The 15,392-nt window shown below is 46.0% G+C and carries 29 protein-coding genes; all 29 read left to right on the top strand.

Features of this window, described 5'->3' with window-relative positions; all coding sequences use genetic code 11:
- Window positions 1-40 precede the first annotated feature (40 nt).
- The 29 genes from tuf to rplQ all read left to right on the top strand — a co-directional run bounded on the left by tuf (window position 41) and on the right by rplQ (window position 15,205).
- Window positions 41-1,264: an elongation factor Tu gene (gene tuf, locus AYW76_RS17145; protein WP_067037058.1), complete on the top strand. Its 1,224-nt coding sequence runs from the start codon at window positions 41-43 to the stop codon at window positions 1,262-1,264.
- Between the two features lie 196 nt (window positions 1,265-1,460).
- Entirely contained in the window at window positions 1,461-1,772 is a 312-nt protein-coding gene (gene rpsJ, locus AYW76_RS17140) for a 30S ribosomal protein S10 (RefSeq protein WP_012071937.1), read from the top strand.
- A gap of 127 nt (window positions 1,773-1,899) precedes the next feature.
- Complete coding sequence (gene rplC, locus AYW76_RS17135; protein ID WP_067037060.1) at window positions 1,900-2,538, top strand: 50S ribosomal protein L3; 639 nt, start codon at window positions 1,900-1,902, stop codon at window positions 2,536-2,538.
- Between the two features lie 10 nt (window positions 2,539-2,548).
- A complete protein-coding gene (gene rplD / locus AYW76_RS17130; protein ID WP_067037062.1) occupies window positions 2,549-3,154 on the top strand; it encodes a 50S ribosomal protein L4 in 606 nt (201 codons plus the stop codon).
- Window positions 3,151-3,447: a 50S ribosomal protein L23 gene (gene rplW, locus AYW76_RS17125; protein WP_067037064.1), complete on the top strand. Its 297-nt coding sequence runs from the start codon at window positions 3,151-3,153 to the stop codon at window positions 3,445-3,447. The genes rplD and rplW overlap by 4 nt, the downstream gene beginning before the upstream one ends.
- A 14-nt stretch (window positions 3,448-3,461) precedes the next feature.
- Window positions 3,462-4,286: a 50S ribosomal protein L2 gene (gene rplB, locus AYW76_RS17120; protein WP_067037066.1), complete on the top strand. Its 825-nt coding sequence runs from the start codon at window positions 3,462-3,464 to the stop codon at window positions 4,284-4,286.
- A gap of 15 nt (window positions 4,287-4,301) precedes the next feature.
- Complete coding sequence (rpsS, locus tag AYW76_RS17115; protein ID WP_067037068.1) at window positions 4,302-4,577, top strand: 30S ribosomal protein S19; 276 nt, start codon at window positions 4,302-4,304, stop codon at window positions 4,575-4,577.
- A 14-nt stretch (window positions 4,578-4,591) separates the two neighbouring features.
- Window positions 4,592-4,924: a 50S ribosomal protein L22 gene (gene rplV / locus AYW76_RS17110; protein WP_067037070.1), complete on the top strand. Its 333-nt coding sequence runs from the start codon at window positions 4,592-4,594 to the stop codon at window positions 4,922-4,924.
- Between the two features lie 14 nt (window positions 4,925-4,938).
- On the top strand, window positions 4,939-5,619 hold the full coding sequence (rpsC, locus tag AYW76_RS17105; RefSeq protein ID WP_067037072.1) for a 30S ribosomal protein S3: 681 nt from the start codon (window positions 4,939-4,941) through the stop codon (window positions 5,617-5,619).
- A 10-nt stretch (window positions 5,620-5,629) separates the two neighbouring features.
- Window positions 5,630-6,043 carry a 50S ribosomal protein L16 gene (gene rplP / locus AYW76_RS17100; protein ID WP_067037074.1) on the top strand — a complete coding sequence of 138 codons (414 nt, stop codon included), beginning with the start codon at window positions 5,630-5,632 and terminating at the stop codon, window positions 6,041-6,043.
- Window positions 6,044-6,235 (top strand): 50S ribosomal protein L29, encoded by a 192-nt coding sequence (rpmC, locus tag AYW76_RS17095; RefSeq protein ID WP_055462810.1) that lies wholly within the window; start codon window positions 6,044-6,046, stop codon window positions 6,233-6,235. It begins immediately after the preceding gene.
- Window position 6,236: 1 nt separating this feature from the next.
- Window positions 6,237-6,503 (top strand): 30S ribosomal protein S17, encoded by a 267-nt coding sequence (gene rpsQ / locus AYW76_RS17090; protein ID WP_055462811.1) that lies wholly within the window; start codon window positions 6,237-6,239, stop codon window positions 6,501-6,503.
- A 51-nt stretch (window positions 6,504-6,554) separates the two neighbouring features.
- On the top strand, window positions 6,555-6,923 hold the full coding sequence (rplN, locus tag AYW76_RS17085; RefSeq protein ID WP_067037076.1) for a 50S ribosomal protein L14: 369 nt from the start codon (window positions 6,555-6,557) through the stop codon (window positions 6,921-6,923).
- A 15-nt stretch (window positions 6,924-6,938) separates the two neighbouring features.
- Window positions 6,939-7,256, top strand: coding sequence for a 50S ribosomal protein L24 (gene rplX / locus AYW76_RS17080; protein WP_067037077.1), 318 nt, complete (start codon window positions 6,939-6,941; stop codon window positions 7,254-7,256).
- Window positions 7,257-7,274: 18 nt separating this feature from the next.
- Window positions 7,275-7,814: a 50S ribosomal protein L5 gene (gene rplE / locus AYW76_RS17075; RefSeq protein WP_067037080.1), complete on the top strand. Its 540-nt coding sequence runs from the start codon at window positions 7,275-7,277 to the stop codon at window positions 7,812-7,814.
- Between the two features lie 12 nt (window positions 7,815-7,826).
- Window positions 7,827-8,132, top strand: a complete 306-nt coding sequence (gene rpsN / locus AYW76_RS17070; protein ID WP_067037081.1) for a 30S ribosomal protein S14 — start codon at window positions 7,827-7,829, stop codon at window positions 8,130-8,132.
- Between the two features lie 128 nt (window positions 8,133-8,260).
- A complete protein-coding gene (rpsH, locus tag AYW76_RS17065; protein WP_067037082.1) occupies window positions 8,261-8,653 on the top strand; it encodes a 30S ribosomal protein S8 in 393 nt (130 codons plus the stop codon).
- A 9-nt stretch (window positions 8,654-8,662) separates the two neighbouring features.
- Complete coding sequence (rplF, locus tag AYW76_RS17060) at window positions 8,663-9,196, top strand: 50S ribosomal protein L6 (protein ID WP_067223471.1); 534 nt, start codon at window positions 8,663-8,665, stop codon at window positions 9,194-9,196.
- A 13-nt stretch (window positions 9,197-9,209) separates the two neighbouring features.
- On the top strand, window positions 9,210-9,560 hold the full coding sequence (gene rplR / locus AYW76_RS17055; protein ID WP_067037085.1) for a 50S ribosomal protein L18: 351 nt from the start codon (window positions 9,210-9,212) through the stop codon (window positions 9,558-9,560).
- A 10-nt stretch (window positions 9,561-9,570) separates the two neighbouring features.
- The gene (gene rpsE, locus AYW76_RS17050; protein WP_067037087.1) at window positions 9,571-10,071 is read left to right on the top strand and encodes a 30S ribosomal protein S5; all 501 of its coding nucleotides are present in this window, start codon (window positions 9,571-9,573) and stop codon (window positions 10,069-10,071) included.
- Window positions 10,072-10,077: 6 nt separating this feature from the next.
- Window positions 10,078-10,263 carry a 50S ribosomal protein L30 gene (gene rpmD, locus AYW76_RS17045; RefSeq protein WP_067223468.1) on the top strand — a complete coding sequence of 62 codons (186 nt, stop codon included), beginning with the start codon at window positions 10,078-10,080 and terminating at the stop codon, window positions 10,261-10,263.
- 1 nt (window position 10,264) lies between these two features.
- Window positions 10,265-10,699: a 50S ribosomal protein L15 gene (rplO, locus tag AYW76_RS17040; protein ID WP_067037095.1), complete on the top strand. Its 435-nt coding sequence runs from the start codon at window positions 10,265-10,267 to the stop codon at window positions 10,697-10,699.
- A complete protein-coding gene (gene secY, locus AYW76_RS17035; protein WP_067037096.1) occupies window positions 10,700-12,031 on the top strand; it encodes a preprotein translocase subunit SecY in 1,332 nt (443 codons plus the stop codon).
- 19 nt (window positions 12,032-12,050) lie between these two features.
- A complete protein-coding gene (gene rpmJ, locus AYW76_RS17030) occupies window positions 12,051-12,164 on the top strand; it encodes a 50S ribosomal protein L36 (RefSeq protein ID WP_055462823.1) in 114 nt (37 codons plus the stop codon).
- Between the two features lie 121 nt (window positions 12,165-12,285).
- On the top strand, window positions 12,286-12,642 hold the full coding sequence (rpsM, locus tag AYW76_RS17025; RefSeq protein ID WP_067223465.1) for a 30S ribosomal protein S13: 357 nt from the start codon (window positions 12,286-12,288) through the stop codon (window positions 12,640-12,642).
- Between the two features lie 68 nt (window positions 12,643-12,710).
- A complete protein-coding gene (gene rpsK / locus AYW76_RS17020) occupies window positions 12,711-13,103 on the top strand; it encodes a 30S ribosomal protein S11 (RefSeq protein WP_067037103.1) in 393 nt (130 codons plus the stop codon).
- Window positions 13,104-13,117: 14 nt separating this feature from the next.
- Window positions 13,118-13,738: a 30S ribosomal protein S4 gene (gene rpsD / locus AYW76_RS17015; RefSeq protein WP_067037105.1), complete on the top strand. Its 621-nt coding sequence runs from the start codon at window positions 13,118-13,120 to the stop codon at window positions 13,736-13,738.
- Window positions 13,739-13,774: 36 nt separating this feature from the next.
- A complete protein-coding gene (locus tag AYW76_RS17010; RefSeq protein WP_067037107.1) occupies window positions 13,775-14,779 on the top strand; it encodes a DNA-directed RNA polymerase subunit alpha in 1,005 nt (334 codons plus the stop codon).
- A 42-nt stretch (window positions 14,780-14,821) separates the two neighbouring features.
- Window positions 14,822-15,205, top strand: coding sequence for a 50S ribosomal protein L17 (gene rplQ / locus AYW76_RS17005; protein WP_067037109.1), 384 nt, complete (start codon window positions 14,822-14,824; stop codon window positions 15,203-15,205).
- The last annotated feature ends 187 nt before the right edge of the window (window positions 15,206-15,392 follow it).

Raw genomic sequence — 15,392 nt, 5'->3', positions numbered from 1 at the left:
ATTTAATCATCATACTTACTAATCATAAGGTGTATGTATCATGGCAAAAGCAAAGTTCGAACGTAGTAAACCACACGTTAACGTTGGTACAATCGGTCACGTTGACCACGGTAAAACTACCCTAACAGCAGCACTTACTCGCGTATGTGCTGAAGTATTTGGCGGTACAGCAGTAGCGTTTGACGGTATCGATAATGCTCCAGAAGAGCGTGAGCGTGGTATCACGATCGCAACGTCTCACGTAGAGTACGATTCTCCAACTCGTCACTACGCACACGTAGACTGTCCTGGACACGCCGATTATGTTAAAAACATGATCACTGGTGCTGCTCAAATGGACGGTGCGATCCTTGTTTGTGGTGCGACTGATGGTCCAATGCCTCAAACTCGTGAGCACATCCTTCTTTCTCGTCAAGTAGGTGTACCTTACATCGTTGTATTCCTAAACAAAGCAGACCTTCTAGCTGAAGACTGTGGCGGTGCGGACACTGAAGAATACGCTGAGATGCAAGAGCTTGTAGAAATGGAACTACGTGATCTTCTATCTGAGTACGACTTCCCAGGTGATGACACTCCAATCATCCCAGGTTCTGCTCTAATGGCTCTTAACGGCCAAGACGACAACGAAATGGGTACTACAGCTGTAACTAAACTAGTTGAAGCTCTAGATAACTACATTCCAGAGCCAGAGCGTGCAATCGACGGTGCATTCATCATGCCTATCGAGGACGTATTCTCTATCCAAGGTCGTGGTACTGTAGTAACAGGCCGTGTTGAGCGTGGTATCGTTAAAGTTGGTGAAGAAGTTGAAATCGTTGGTATCAAAGATACTACAAAAACAACTTGTACTGGCGTTGAGATGTTCCGTAAGCTTCTAGACGAAGGTCGTGCTGGTGAGAACTGTGGTGTACTACTACGTGGTACTAAGCGTGATGACGTTCAGCGTGGTCAAGTACTAGCTAAGCCTGGTTCTATTAACCCACACACTGATTTCGAAGCAGAAGTATACGTTCTGTCTAAAGATGAAGGTGGTCGTCACACACCATTCTTCAAAGGCTACCGTCCACAGTTCTACTTCCGTACAACTGACGTAACTGGTGCTTGTGAGCTTCCAGAAGGCGTAGAAATGGTAATGCCTGGTGATAACATCCAGATGACTGTATCTCTAATTCACCCAATCGCGATGGACGAAGGTCTACGTTTCGCGATCCGTGAAGGTGGTCGTACAGTAGGTGCTGGTGTTGTTGCTAAAGTTCTTAAATAATTCAAGCTTCGCTTAATTTATTTATAGCTGCATAAAAAGGTCGCTCTACAGGGCGGCCTTTTTTTATAGGTGCTGTTTTCAAATTGGTTACTTGACAACCAATTTTTAAACGGCTAACATTCGCCGTCCTTAAATAAGGATGGTAAGTCAAATTCTGTACAGATGACTTATCTGAACATAGTATTTGGAGTTGGAAATGCAAAGCCAAAAGATCCGTATTCGTTTGAAAGCTTTCGATCACCGTTTGATTGATGCTTCAACGCAAGAGATTGTGGACACTGCTAAGCGCACAGGCGCTCAAGTACGTGGTCCGATTCCGCTTCCTACTCGCAAAGAACGTTACACAGTACTGATTTCTCCTCACGTGAACAAAGATGCACGTGACCAATACGAAATCCGTACTCACAAACGTGTTCTAGACATCGTTGAGCCAACTGAAAAAACAGTTGACGCTCTAATGAAGCTAGACCTTGCGGCAGGCGTGGAAGTACAAATTTCTTTGGGTTAATTCCCAAAGGTTTAGGGGTGCGATAACCAACAGGTATCTGTTGGCCTAAGCACAATAGTGGAATGATCTGGAATGATCAGCCGTAGCGGGTGATAGCCCCGTACACAACTGGCAATTGAGGTATAAAATGGCTATTCAATTAGTCGGACGTAAAGCCGGAATGACACGTATCTTCAACGAAGATGGTGTATCCGTGCCAGTAACCGTTATCGAGGTCGAACCGAACCGTGTAACGCAGGTGAAAGACTCAGAAACTGATGGCTACTCAGCTGTTCAAGTTACTGTAGGTACTCGCCGTGCAAGCCGTGTAAACAAAGCTGCTGCAGGACATTATGCAAAAGCGAACGTTGAAGCGGGTCGTGGTTTGTGGGAGTTCCGCCTTTCTGGTGACGAAAAAGAAATCAATGTTGGTGATGAGCTAACTGTTGCGGATTTCGAAGCTGTAACTAAAGTTGACGTAATTGGTCAATCTAAAGGTAAAGGCTTCCAAGGTGCAATTAAGCGTCACAACTTTAGCATGCAAGATGCTACTCACGGTAACTCATTGTCTCACCGTGCTCCTGGTTCCATCGGTCAATGTCAAACACCTGGTCGTGTTTGGAAAGGCAAAAAGATGGCTGGTCACATGGGCGCAGCTCAAGTAACGACTCAATCTCTTGAAGTTGTTCGCGTTGATGCTGAGCGTAACCTTATCCTTGTAAAAGGTGCGGTTCCTGGCGCTGTTAATGGTGACGTAATCGTTCAACCAGCAGTTAAAGCTCGCTAAGGGGTAGACAATGAACTTGAATCTAACAGGTGCTGAGGGAACTGTAGAAGTTTCTGACGTAACCTTCGCACGTGAATACAACGAAGCGCTAGTTCACCAGGTTGTTACTTCTTACCTGGCTGGTGCTCGTCAAGGTACTCGTGCACAGAAAACTCGCTCTGAAGTAGCTGGTGGTGGTCGCAAACCTTGGAAACAAAAAGGTTCTGGCCGTGCGCGTGCTGGTACGATCCGTAGTCCTCTATGGCGTTCTGGTGGCGTAACGTTCGCTGCGAAAAACCAAGATCACTCTCAGAAAGTAAACAAGAAGATGTACCGTGCAGCAATGCGCACCATCTGGTCTGAGCTTGCTCGTCAAGATCGTCTTGTAGTAGTTGAAGAGCTTTCTATCGAAGCTCCAAAAACTAAGCTGTTCAAAGCTAAAATGGCTGAATTGAATGTTGAAAACGCGCTTGTAGTTGCGCAAGAGCTAGACAGTAATCTGTTCCTAGCTGCGCGTAACATTCCGAACGTTGACGTTCGTGATGCAGCGTCTATTGACCCTGTTAGCTTGATCGCATACGACAAAGTGTTGTTGACAGTTGGTGCTCTGAAACAAGTTGAGGAGGCACTAGCATGATCGGCGAACGCATTTATAAAGTATTGTTAGGTCCACACATCTCTGAGAAAGCGACTATCGTTGCCGAAGGTAACGGTCAGTATGTATTCCGCGTTGTAAACAATGCGACGAAACCAGAGATTAAACAAGCAATCGAAGCGTTGTTTGAAGTCAAAGTAGAGTCTGTTCGCACGTTGAACCAGAATGGTAAAACTAAACGTACAGCTCGTGGTCTAGGCAAGCGTAACGACGTGAAAAAAGCGTACGTTCGTTTGGCGGAAGGCCAAGAAATTGATTTCTTGGGCGCTGAATAAGGGGAGATAGGTCAATGGCTGTTGTAAAATGTAAGCCAACGTCTGCAGGCCGTCGTCACGTTGTTAAGGTTGTTAACACTGACTTGCATAAAGGTGCGCCATACGCTCCTTTACTTGACAAAAAAAGCAAGTCTGGTGGCCGTAACAACAACGGACGCATCACTACGCGTCACGTAGGTGGTGGTCATAAGCAACATTACCGTATCGTAGATTTCCGTCGTAACAAAGATGGTATCCCAGCGGTAGTTGAACGTTTGGAATATGATCCAAACCGTTCTGCAAACATTGCACTAGTAAAATATGCTGATGGTGAGCGTCGTTACATTATCGCTTCCAAAGGTATGGAAGCTGGTACTGTTGTTTCTAACGGTGCAAGTGCTCCTATTAAAGCGGGTAATACTTTGCCTCTGCAAAATATACCTGTAGGTAGTGTTGTTCACTGTATCGAGCTTAAGCCAGGTAAAGGTGCACAAGTTGCACGTTCTGCTGGTGCTTCTGCTCAGCTTGTTGCTCGTGAAGGTCGTTACGTTACTCTTCGCCTACGTTCTGGTGAAATGCGTAAAGTTCTAACTGAGTGTCGTGCAACTCTAGGTGAAGTATCTAACTCTGAGCACACTCTACGTGTTCTTGGTAAAGCTGGTGCTAAGCGCTGGCGTGGTGTTCGTCCTACAGTTCGAGGTGCGGCAATGAACCCTGTGGATCACCCGCATGGTGGTGGTGAAGGTCGTAGCTCTGGTGGTCGTCACCCAGTTACACCTTGGGGTGTTCCTACGAAAGGTTACAAAACTCGTAAGAACAAGCGTACTGATAAACTTATTGTACGACGTCGTACTAAGTAATAAGAGGAAACGACTGTGCCACGTTCACTAAAAAAAGGTCCTTTTATCGACCTTCATTTGTTGAAAAAGGTAGAGGCTGCGGTAGAAAAGAAAGACCGTCGTCCAATTAAAACTTGGTCGCGCCGTTCTACTATCTTCCCTGAATTTGTAGGGTTGACTATCGCTGTCCATAATGGTCGCCAGCATGTCCCAGTTCTAGTATCTGAAGACATGGTCGGTCATAAATTGGGTGAGTTCGCTCCGACCCGTACTTACAAGGGTCATGCTGCGGACAAGAAAGCCAAACGGTAATAAGGGGTATTAACATGAGTGAAGTAAGCGCTTCATTGAAGGGTGCTCGCCTCTCAGCGCAGAAGGCCCGTTTGGTTATAGATCAAATCCGCGGCAAATCTGTTAGCGAAGCACTGAACATTTTAACGTTCAGTCCTAAAAAGGCGGCAGTAATTGTCAAGAAAGTACTAGAGTCTGCGATAGCTAACGCTGAGCATAACGAAGGTGCTGATGTAGATGACTTGCGTGTTTCTACGGCTTACGTTGATGAGGCTATGACTCTGAAACGTATCATGCCACGTGCCAAAGGCCGTGCTGACCGTATTCTAAAACGCGGTTGCCATATTACAGTTAAAGTCGCTGACTAATTAGGAGAAACCCAATGGGTCAGAAGGTTCATCCAACCGGAATTCGCCTAGGGATAGTTAAAGACCATACTTCTACTTGGTATGCGAACAACCAAAACTACTCTAAGCAACTATTAAACGATCTTCAGGTTCGTAAGTTCCTTGAAGAGAAACTTGTTCAGGCTTCTGTGTCTCGCATCGAGATCCAGCGTCCTGCACAGACTGCTCGTATTACAATTCACACTGCCCGTCCAGGCATCGTGATTGGTAAGAAAGGCGAAGATGTTGAAAAACTACGTAACGCTGTATCAGCAATGATGGGTGTTCCAGTTCACATCAACATCGAAGAAATTCGTAAGCCAGAACTAGACTCTAAATTGGTCGCGCAAAACATTGCGGGTCAACTTGAGCGTCGTGTTATGTTCCGTCGTGCTATGAAGCGTGCAGTGCAAAATGCAATGCGTGCTGGTGCGAAAGGTATCAAGGTTCAGGTAAGTGGTCGTCTAGGCGGAGCGGAAATTGCTCGTGCAGAGTGGTACCGTGAAGGTCGTGTGCCTCTACACACTCTACGTGCTGACATTGACTACGCTACTTATGAAGCAAACACTACTTACGGCATCATTGGTGTTAAAGTGTGGATCTTCAAAGGCGAAATCTTGGGCGGTATTGAACAAGTGCGAGCTGACAAAGGCGCACAGAAGAAGAAGTCTAAGTAGGGGGTAGTAAATGTTACAGCCGAAACGTACTAAGTTCCGTAAGATGCAAAAGGGCCGTAACCGCGGTCTAGCACTTCGCGGAAACCAAGTTAGCTTTGGTGAATTCGGATTGAAGTCGACTGAACGTGGTCGTCTTACTGCTCGTCAAATTGAAGCGGCGCGTCGTGCAATGACTCGTCACATCAAACGTGGCGGCAAAATTTGGATCCGTGTATTCCCAGACAAGCCGATTACTCAGAAGCCTCTAGAAGTGCGTCAGGGTAAAGGTAAAGGTAGCGTAGAATACTGGGTGGCTCAAATCCAACCAGGCAAGATGCTTTATGAAGTTGAGGGCGTATCTGAGTCTCTAGCACGCGAAGCGTTTGCGCTAGCGGCGGCTAAGCTTCCTCTATCCACAACTTTCGTAACGCGTACGGTGATGTAGATGAAAGCAAAAGAATTGCAAGAAAAGTCTGTAGCTGAGCTACAGCAGACCTTGATCGAACTGCTACGTGAGCAATTTACACTGCGCATGCAGAAGGCCACTGGTCAGTTGGCTCAAACTCATTTGCTCTCGCAAGTTCGCCGCAATATCGCACGTGTTAAAACCGTGCTAAATGATAAGGCAGGTAACTAAGATGGCAAGTGTAGAAACTCAAGCTCGTACAGCTACTGGTAAAGTAGTAAGCGATAAGATGGATAAGTCCATCGTAGTACTAGTTGAGCGTACGGAACGTCACCCTTTATACGGTAAGTTCGTTCGTCGTTCATCTAAACTGCACGCTCATGATGAAAACAACGAGTGCCAAGTTGGTGATACGGTTAAGGTAGTGGAAACACGTCCTTACTCTAAAACTAAAACTTGGAAGCTAGTTCAGGTTGTTGAGAAAGCAGCTGCTGTATAAGCAGCTCCTTCCTTCATGAGACTTGTTATCTAATTTGATTGGAGAGCAGTAATGATTCAAACAGAATCGATGCTTGATGTAGCAGATAACAGCGGCGCGAAGCGCGTTCAGTGTATTAAAGTACTGGGTGGCTCTCATCGTCGTTATGCTGCAATCGGTGACATTATCAAAGTCACAGTAAAAGAAGCGATCCCTCGTGGTCGTGTTAAGAAAGGCCAAGTTATGAACGCTGTTGTCGTTCGAACTAAGAAAGGTGTGCGTCGTCCTGATGGCTCTGTGATCCGCTTTGATGTAAACTCTGCGGTTCTACTAAATGCTTCAGGCCAACCGATCGGTACTCGTATCTTTGGTCCTGTGACACGTGAATTGCGTACTGAGCAGTTCATGAAAATTGTTTCTCTTGCGCCTGAAGTGCTGTAAGAGGGAGGGGACAGAATGCGTAAAATCAAACGTGACGATGAAGTCGTAGTAATTGCTGGTAAAGATAAAGGCAAACGCGGCAAAGTTGTTAAAGTAGTAGACGAAAGCCGTGTACTTGTTTCTGGTATCAATATGGTCAAGAAACATGAAAAGCCAAACCCTATGAAGGGTACGACTGGCGGCATCGTTGAAAAAGAAGCACCTATCCAGGTTTCAAATGTAGCCATTTTTAACAATGCTACGGGTAAAGCGGATCGCGTCGGCTTTAAAGTGAATGAAGACGGTACTAAAGTACGTGTTTTCAAATCTAACAGTGAAGCGATCGACGCCTAAGAGCGAGAATTTATAGCCATGGCGAGACTTAAGCAAGTTTATAAAGATCAAGTTGTAGCTCAACTGACAGAACAGTTCAGTTACAACAACGTAATGGAAGTGCCTAAAATCACTAAAATTACGTTGAATATGGGTGTTGGTGAAGCTATCGCAGACAAGAAACTTCTTGAAAATGCGGTAAATGATCTTACAGCACTTAGCGGCCAGAAAGTGGTAGTAACAAAAGCACGCAAATCTGTTGCAGGCTTTAAAATCCGTGACGGTTACCCGATCGGTTGTAAAGTTACTCTACGTGGTGAGCGTATGTGGGATTTCTTCGACCGTTTGGTTGATGTTGCTATCCCACGTATCCGTGACTTCCGTGGTCTTAACCCGAAGTCATTTGACGGACGCGGTAACTACAGCATGGGTGTTAAAGAGCAGATCATCTTCCCAGAAATCGATTACGATAAAGTAGACCGTGTACGCGGTATGGATATTACCATTACTACTACTGCTCGTACCGACGAAGAAGGTCGTGCTTTGCTAGCCGCCTTTAGTTTCCCTTTCAAGAAATAAGAGGTAGGAATCATGGCTAAAGTATCAATGATTCAACGCGAAGCTAAGCGCGAAAAATTAGTAGCAAAGTACGCTGAAAAGCGTGCAGCTCTAAAGGCGATCATTAACGACGTTAATGCATCGGACGATGAAAAGTGGGAAGCAACGCTTAAATTGCAAGCGCTTCCACGCGATTCATCTTCTTCACGCCAACGTAATCGTTGTCAGATTACAGGTCGTCCGCACGGCGTTTACCGTCGCTTCGGCTTGTCTCGTATCAAACTGCGTGAAGCAGCGATGCGCGGCGATGTACCAGGCTTGAAGAAAGCTAGTTGGTAAGCAAGTAGAGCGCGATCATAATACATGGCAGTGAGAGGGTGTTCAAAAGCTGGACATTCTGCTCGCTGCTGTGTACTATGCGCGAGCTCTATTTGCTGCACAATGGTTTTTTTATTAGGAGCTCTTAAATGAGTATGCAAGATACAATTGCGGATATGATCACTCGTATCCGTAACGCACAGTTGGCTGCAAAAACAACTGTGTCTATGCCTTCATCAAACATGAAGGTGTCTGTTGCTAATGTTCTTCGTGAAGAAGGTTACGTAACTGACTACAGCGTTGAAGAAGGCACAAAGCCTACTCTTACAATCGAACTTAAATACTTCGAAGGTAAGCCTGTAATTGAAGAGATCAAGCGCGTCTCTCGCCCAAGTTTGCGTCAATACAAAGCATCAGCAGAACTTCCTAAAGTAGAAGCAGGCCTAGGCGTTGCTATCATCTCTACTTCTAAAGGTTTGATGACTGATCGTGCAGCTCGTGCTGCTGGTATTGGTGGCGAAGTAATCTGCACAGTTTTCTAGGAGTTAGGTATGTCTCGAGTTGCGAAAAGCCCTGTGACGCTTCCTAGTGGTGTAGAAGTTACTCTAAATGGCCAAGCTGTATCTGTAAAAGGCGGCAAAGGTGCATTAGAGCTTAACGTACACGCAAGCGTTGAAGTTAAAAAAGAAGACAATGTTCTAACTTTTGCTCCACGTGATGGTGCAAAACAAACCAATGCATTAGCTGGTACGACTCGTGCCCTAGTGAACAACATGGTTGTTGGTGTAAGCCAAGGTTTTGAAAAACGTCTGCTACTACAAGGTGTTGGTTACCGTGCTGCTGTTAAAGGCAATGTACTGAACCTTGCACTAGGTTTCTCACACCCAGTTGATTATGATCTGCCTGAAGGCGTCACAGCTGAGTGTGCATCACAAACAGAAGTTATTCTTCGCGGTATCGACAAACAAGCAGTTGGCCAAGCCGCTGCTGAAGTTCGCGGCTTCCGTCCACCAGAGCCATATAAAGGCAAAGGTGTTCGTTATGCTGATGAAGTTGTTCGCCGTAAAGAAGCTAAGAAAAAGTAGTAGGTAAGCATTCATGAACACTAAGAAACAATCTCGAATTCGTCGTGCTCGCCGCACACGTCTGCATATTCGTGACCTAGGTGCGAACCGTCTTACTGTAAATCGCACACCACGTCATATGTATGCACAAGTAATTTCGCCATGTGGTAGCACAGTGCTAGCAAGCGCTTCTACTCTAGACGCGAGCCTACGTTCTTCTGCGACTGGTAACAAAGATGCAGCAGCTAAAGTGGGTGCTCTTATCGCTGAACGTGCTAAAGCAGCTGGCATCAGCGCTGTTGCATTTGACCGTTCTGGCTTCAAATACCACGGTCGCGTTCAGGCGTTAGCAGATGCTGCGCGTGAAGCTGGTCTAGAGTTCTAAGAGGTAGCAAATGGCAGTTAACGAACAACAAACTAGCGATCTACAAGAGAAGCTAGTACAAGTAAACCGCGTTGCCAAAGTAGTTAAGGGTGGTCGTATCTTCTCTTTTACTGCTTTGACAGTTGTTGGTGATGGTAACGGTAAAGTAGGTTACGGTCGTGGTAAAGCACGTGAAGTGCCTCAAGCAATCCAGAAAGCGATGGAGCAAGCTCGTCGCAATATGGTTTCTGTTGCTCTAGATGGCGACACACTTCAATACCCTGTTAAAGCGAACCATGGTGCATCTAAAGTGTACATGCAGCCAGCTTCTCAAGGTACTGGTGTTATCGCGGGTGGTGCAATGCGTGCGGTTCTTGAAATCGCAGGTGTTCACAACGTATTGGCTAAGTGTTACGGCTCAACTAACCCGATTAACGTTGTTCAAGCAACGATTAAAGGTTTGGCTGACATGCGTGCACCTGAGCAAATCGCTGCGAAACGCGGTAAGTCTGTCGATCAAATTTTGGGGTAATGTGAAATGGCTAACAACACCATCACAGTAGAATTGACTCGTAGCCCTATTGGTCGTCTTCCGAAGCACCGTGAGACAGTTAAAGGCTTGGGTCTTAAAAAGATCGGTCAACGTCGTGAACTAGAAGATACTCCTTCTGTTCGTGGCATGATCAATAAAGTTTATTACATGGTTAAAGTGGTAGGAGAATAACATGTTCCTAAATACTATTCGCCCTGGCGAAGGTAGCAAGCATGCTCCTAAACGTGTAGGCCGCGGTATTGGTAGCGGTTTGGGTAAAACTGGCGGACGTGGCCACAAAGGTCTTAAGTCTCGTTCAGGTGGCTCAGTTAAACCTGGTTTTGAAGGCGGTCAAATGCCATTGCAGCGTCGTCTGCCAAAATTTGGTTTCACTTCACGTCAGGCACAGTATGTTGCTGAGGTTCGTCTTAACGAACTAACCGCAGTGAATGCAGAAGTTGTAGATTTGGCTGCTCTTAAAGGCGCAGACATCATTGGTGACAAAATTAAGTCAGCAAAAGTTATCTTGTCTGGTTCTATCGACAAAGCAGTAACTGTTCGCGGCCTTAAAGTTACTAAAGGTGCTCGCGCTGCTATTGAAGCAGCTGGCGGAAAAGTCGAGGAATAGATGACAAAGCGTGGCTCACTACCTACAGGTATGCAAAACGGTCTAGGAGAGCTTTGGGCTCGAATTCGTTTTGTGTTCTTAGCAATTATTGTATATCGAATCGGTGCACACATTCCGGTCCCGGGGATTAACCCAGATCGTTTGTCTGCATTATTTGACCAGAACGAAGGCACAATCCTGAGTCTATTTAACGTATTCTCAGGCGGCGCATTGGAACGAATGAGTATTTTTGCTCTGGGTATCCTGCCATATATTTCTGCCTCGATCATTATGCAGTTATTGACTGTAGTGAGCCCACAGCTAGAGCAGCTTAAAAAGGAAGGTGAGGCGGGTCGTCGTAAGATCACCCAATACACCCGTTACGGGACAGTTCTTCTTGCTCTTGTACAGTCCGCCTCTATGGCGGTTGGCCTTGCTAGTCAGGGTATTTCGTTCAGCTCTGGTCTAGAGTTCTACGCAGTTGCTGTAGTTACTCTTGTGGCTGGTACGGTATTTCTGATGTGGTTAGGTGAGCAAGTTACTGAAAAAGGTATTGGTAATGGTATTTCGATCCTTATCTTTGCCGGTATCGTAGCAGGTCTTCCTTCTGCTCTAGGTCGTTCATTTGAGTCGGCCCGTCAAGGTGATATCAATATCCTTGCGTTGCTGTTGATTGGCATATTAGCAATCGCTACCATCGCGTTCGTTGTCTTTATTGAACGTGGTCAGCGTCGAATTACTGTGAATTATGCTAAACGCCAGCAAGGCAAAAAGGTGTTTGCCGCACAAAAGAGTCATTTGCCACTAAAAGTAAATATGGCGGGCGTAATCCCACCGATCTTTGCTTCTAGTATTCTTCTGTTCCCTGCTTCGATCGGCCAGTGGTTTGGTCAAGGCGAGGGTATGGAATGGTTGCAAAATATTTCTTTGGCTCTAGCTCCTGGGCAACCGCTCTATGTGCTGTTGTTTGCGATAGCAATTGTTTTCTTTTGCTTCTTTTATACAGCGCTGGTGTTCAACCCTAAAGATGTGGCAGATAACTTGAAAAAGTCCGGAGCGTTTTTGCCGGGCATTCGTCCAGGCGACCACACTGCTCGATATATCGACGGTGTTATGACTCGCTTGACACTTTTTGGTGCATTATATATCACGCTAGTGTCACTGATGCCTCAGTTCTTTGTCGTGGCTTGGAATGTTCCTTTCTACTTCGGTGGTACTTCGATGTTAATCGTAGTGGTCGTAGTGATGGACTTCATGTCACAAGTACAAAGTCATTTAATGAGTCATCAATACGAGTCATTGATGAAAAAGTCGAACCTGACTGGATATGGTCCAAATGGCCTAATGCGTTAAGCATAGGTTGGAGTTGAACATGAAAGTACGTGCATCTGTAAAGAAAATCTGTCGTAACTGCAAAATCGTTCGTCGTAACGGTTCAGTTCGAGTGATTTGTTCTGAGCCTCGTCACAAACAGCGTCAAGGCTAATAGTCGAATTATTCGATGATGGGAGGGTGGTTGATTTTTGTCCGCTAAGCTGGCATAATCTTCCGCCCTCATGAAAGCAAAGTGATGAATTGAATTCATCCATAACAACGGAGTAAAGTGAATGGCCCGTATAGCCGGTGTCAATATTCCTGACAATAAACATGCGGTCATTTCTCTAACTTACATCTTCGGGATCGGTCGCACACGCTCACAAGAAATCTGCAAAGCTGCAGAGATCGCAGAAACCGCTAAAATCGGTTCTCTAAGTGATGAAGTGCTAGACCGTCTACGTGGCGAAGTTGCTAAGTTTACTGTAGAGGGTGACCTCCGCCGTGAAGTCAGCATGTCTATCAAGCGTTTGATGGACTTGGGCTGTAACCGTGGCATCCGTCACCGCCGCAGCTTACCTGTTCGTGGTCAACGTACCAAAACGAACGCTCGTACACGAAAAGGCCCTCGTAAGCCAATTCGTAAGTAATTTAACGCGTTTCGCTCTAGCGCATTAAGTCTGCTAGAGCTGAGCATTAGATATAGGAAAAGTGCAATATGGCTAAGCCAGCAGCGCGCAGTACCAAGAAGAAAGTCAAAAAGACGGTCGTCGACGGTGTTGCTCATGTACACGCGTCTTTCAACAACACGATCGTGACTATCACTGATCGCCAAGGCAATGCTTTGTCTTGGGCGACTGCAGGTGGTTCTGGTTTCCGTGGTTCTCGTAAAAGTACCCCATTTGCAGCACAGGTTGCTGCAGAACGTGCCGGAACTGCTGCACAAGAGTTCGGCCTAAAGAACGTTGACGTAATGATCAAGGGCCCTGGTCCTGGTCGTGAATCCGCAGTTCGTGCATTAAATGCATTGGGTCTGCGCATCAACAACATCACAGACGTGACGCCAATCCCGCACAACGGTTGCCGTCCGCCTAAGAAACGTCGCGTTTAAGAGGAGACAGACACATGGCTCGTTATTTAGGTCCAACTTGTAAATTGTCTCGTCGTGAAGGCACAGACTTACAACTTAAAAGTGGCTCACGCGCTTTAGAATCAAAATGTAAAGCAGAAACAGTTCCTGGTGTGCACGGTGCACGTCGTGGTCGTCTTTCTGATTACGGTCTACAGCTACGTGAAAAACAAAAAGTTCGTCGTATTTACGGCATTCTTGAAAAACAATTCCGCAACTACTACAAAGACGCTGCTCGTATCAAAGGTGCAACTGGTGAAAACCTTCTGCAACTTCTTGAGTCACGTTTAGACAATGTAGTATACCGTGCAGGCTTCGGCTCTACACGTGCGGAAGCTCGTCAGCTAGTTGGCCACAAAGCCATTCTAGTTAACGGCGAATTGGTAAACATCGCATCATTCCAAGTGAAAGCTGGTGATGTTGTGTCTATCCGTGAAAAAGCTAAGAAGCAGTTGCGTGTACAAAACGCGCTAGAGCTATCTAAAAGTCGTGCACCGATCCATTGGGTCGAAGTTGATGCAACTAAACTGGAAGCAACTTACAAAGCTGCTCCAGAGCGTGCCGATTTATCAGCTGAAATTAATGAGAACCTAATCGTCGAGCTTTACTCTAAGTAATAGCTAGATGGTTAGGATTAAGAAATAGGTGGATCTATGCAGCGTTCAGTGAGCGAATTGTTAACCCCACGCAACATCGAAGTACAAGAGTTGGGCCAATCGCGCGCCAAAGTGACTCTGCAACCACTAGAGCGTGGTTTCGGACACACATTAGGCAACGCGCTTCGTCGTATACTTTTGTCTTCTATGCCTGGTTGTGCAATTGTCGAAGTAGAAATCGACGGTGTATTGCATGAGTACAGTGCGATTGAAGGGGTAAAAGAAGACGTTATTGAAATTCTTCTTAACCTAAAAGGAGTTGCGATCGCTCTACACGGGCAAGATGAAGCAACTCTAACACTAAGTAAGAAAGGTCCTGGTGTCGTAACGGCTGGAGATATCCAACTGGTTGCTGACTCTGAGATCTCTAACCCAGATCATGTGATTTGTCACCTTGATGATACTGCAGAGTTAAACATGCAGATCAAAGTGGCCCGTGGTCGTGGTTATGAGCCTGCTGACGCTCGTGTTGCTGGTGACGATGAGACTCGTCCTATTGGTCGCTTGCAGCTGGATGCCTCTTTCAGTCCTGTTCGCCGTGTTGCTTACAGCGTAGAAAATGCTCGTGTAGAGCAGCGTACTGACCTAGACAAACTTGTCATTGACATTGAGTCTAATGGTACGATCGACGCAGAAGAAGCAATTCGCCGTGCAGCGACGATTCTACAACAACAAATCGCGGTATTTGTCGCACTAGAAAGCGAAAGCGAGACAGTTGTAGAAGAAGAAGAGGATGAGATTGATCCAATTTTGCTACGCCCGGTTGATGATCTTGAGCTAACCGTTCGCAGTGCTAACTGTCTGAAAGCAGAAAATATCTACTACATCGGTGATTTGATTCAGCGTACAGAGGTTGAGTTACTTAAAACGCCTAACCTTGGTAAGAAGTCATTAACTGAAATTAAAGATGTTTTAGCACAGCGCGGTCTGTCTTTGGGAATGCGTCTAGAAAACTGGCCACCGGCTAGTCTAAAAGACGATAGCAAAGTTCTAGCTCGCTAGATCATTGTTCCCTGACCACCGTAGTTTGGTAAGGAATGTAAAATGCGTCATCGTAAGAGTGGACGTCACTTAAACCGTACTAGCTCACATCGTAAAGCGATGTTCAAAAACATGGCTGCTTCTTTATTCGAGCACGAAGTTATTAAAACTACGTTGCCGAAAGCCAAAGAACTTCGTCGCGTTGCTGAGCCTTTGATCACATTGGCGAAAGAAGATTCCGTTGCGAATCGTCGCCTAGCCTTTGCACGCACGCGTAGCAAAGATGCAGTAGGTAAATTGTTCTCTGAGCTTGGTCCTCGTTACCAAGGTCGTCCTGGCGGTTACGTTCGCATTTTAAAATGTGGCTTCCGTGCAGGTGATAACGCACCTATGGCTTACGTTGAACTGGTCGATCGTCCAGTTACGGAAGCAGCAGACGCTGAGTAATACAGCATTTGCTTTAAAAAAGCCGGGCCACAAGCCCGGCTTTTTTGTGTCTACAGTCTTTCTATTGCAAAAAGACCGATATAAATAGACACAAAAAAAGAGCCATAGGCTAATGCTGTTCACTTAAGCGAAACAGCATTACGAGATACTGGATACCTCGTCTTTGATTGCTTTACCATGCGGGGCC

This window comes from Marinomonas gallaica, assembly GCF_001639745.1.
Lineage (GTDB): Bacteria > Pseudomonadota > Gammaproteobacteria > Pseudomonadales > Marinomonadaceae > Marinomonas > Marinomonas gallaica.
The sequence above is the reverse complement of the archived record's forward strand: the minus strand, read 5'-3'. Positions and strand labels throughout refer to the sequence as shown.

Bases quoted from the DNA above. Each gene is read 5' to 3' on its own strand.
- tuf (WP_067037058.1), top strand. From the start codon at position 41: ATGGCAAAAGCAAAGTTCGAACGTAGTAAACCACACGTTAACGTTGGT.
- rpsJ (WP_012071937.1), top strand. From the start codon at position 1,461: ATGCAAAGCCAAAAGATCCGTATTCGTTTGAAAGCTTTCGATCACCGT.
- rplC (WP_067037060.1), top strand. From the start codon at position 1,900: ATGGCTATTCAATTAGTCGGACGTAAAGCCGGAATGACACGTATCTTC.
- rplD (WP_067037062.1), top strand. From the start codon at position 2,549: ATGAACTTGAATCTAACAGGTGCTGAGGGAACTGTAGAAGTTTCTGAC.
- rplW (WP_067037064.1), top strand. From the start codon at position 3,151: ATGATCGGCGAACGCATTTATAAAGTATTGTTAGGTCCACACATCTCT.
- rplB (WP_067037066.1), top strand. From the start codon at position 3,462: ATGGCTGTTGTAAAATGTAAGCCAACGTCTGCAGGCCGTCGTCACGTT.
- rplV (WP_067037070.1), top strand. From the start codon at position 4,592: ATGAGTGAAGTAAGCGCTTCATTGAAGGGTGCTCGCCTCTCAGCGCAG.
- rpsC (WP_067037072.1), top strand. From the start codon at position 4,939: ATGGGTCAGAAGGTTCATCCAACCGGAATTCGCCTAGGGATAGTTAAA.
- rplP (WP_067037074.1), top strand. From the start codon at position 5,630: ATGTTACAGCCGAAACGTACTAAGTTCCGTAAGATGCAAAAGGGCCGT.
- rpmC (WP_055462810.1), top strand. From the start codon at position 6,044: ATGAAAGCAAAAGAATTGCAAGAAAAGTCTGTAGCTGAGCTACAGCAG.
- rpsQ (WP_055462811.1), top strand. From the start codon at position 6,237: ATGGCAAGTGTAGAAACTCAAGCTCGTACAGCTACTGGTAAAGTAGTA.
- rplN (WP_067037076.1), top strand. From the start codon at position 6,555: ATGATTCAAACAGAATCGATGCTTGATGTAGCAGATAACAGCGGCGCG.
- rplX (WP_067037077.1), top strand. From the start codon at position 6,939: ATGCGTAAAATCAAACGTGACGATGAAGTCGTAGTAATTGCTGGTAAA.
- rplE (WP_067037080.1), top strand. From the start codon at position 7,275: ATGGCGAGACTTAAGCAAGTTTATAAAGATCAAGTTGTAGCTCAACTG.
- rpsN (WP_067037081.1), top strand. From the start codon at position 7,827: ATGGCTAAAGTATCAATGATTCAACGCGAAGCTAAGCGCGAAAAATTA.
- rpsH (WP_067037082.1), top strand. From the start codon at position 8,261: ATGAGTATGCAAGATACAATTGCGGATATGATCACTCGTATCCGTAAC.
- rplF (WP_067223471.1), top strand. From the start codon at position 8,663: ATGTCTCGAGTTGCGAAAAGCCCTGTGACGCTTCCTAGTGGTGTAGAA.
- rplR (WP_067037085.1), top strand. From the start codon at position 9,210: ATGAACACTAAGAAACAATCTCGAATTCGTCGTGCTCGCCGCACACGT.
- rpsE (WP_067037087.1), top strand. From the start codon at position 9,571: ATGGCAGTTAACGAACAACAAACTAGCGATCTACAAGAGAAGCTAGTA.
- rpmD (WP_067223468.1), top strand. From the start codon at position 10,078: ATGGCTAACAACACCATCACAGTAGAATTGACTCGTAGCCCTATTGGT.
- rplO (WP_067037095.1), top strand. From the start codon at position 10,265: ATGTTCCTAAATACTATTCGCCCTGGCGAAGGTAGCAAGCATGCTCCT.
- secY (WP_067037096.1), top strand. From the start codon at position 10,700: ATGACAAAGCGTGGCTCACTACCTACAGGTATGCAAAACGGTCTAGGA.
- rpmJ (WP_055462823.1), top strand. From the start codon at position 12,051: ATGAAAGTACGTGCATCTGTAAAGAAAATCTGTCGTAACTGCAAAATC.
- rpsM (WP_067223465.1), top strand. From the start codon at position 12,286: ATGGCCCGTATAGCCGGTGTCAATATTCCTGACAATAAACATGCGGTC.
- rpsK (WP_067037103.1), top strand. From the start codon at position 12,711: ATGGCTAAGCCAGCAGCGCGCAGTACCAAGAAGAAAGTCAAAAAGACG.
- rpsD (WP_067037105.1), top strand. From the start codon at position 13,118: ATGGCTCGTTATTTAGGTCCAACTTGTAAATTGTCTCGTCGTGAAGGC.
- AYW76_RS17010 (WP_067037107.1), top strand. From the start codon at position 13,775: ATGCAGCGTTCAGTGAGCGAATTGTTAACCCCACGCAACATCGAAGTA.
- rplQ (WP_067037109.1), top strand. From the start codon at position 14,822: ATGCGTCATCGTAAGAGTGGACGTCACTTAAACCGTACTAGCTCACAT.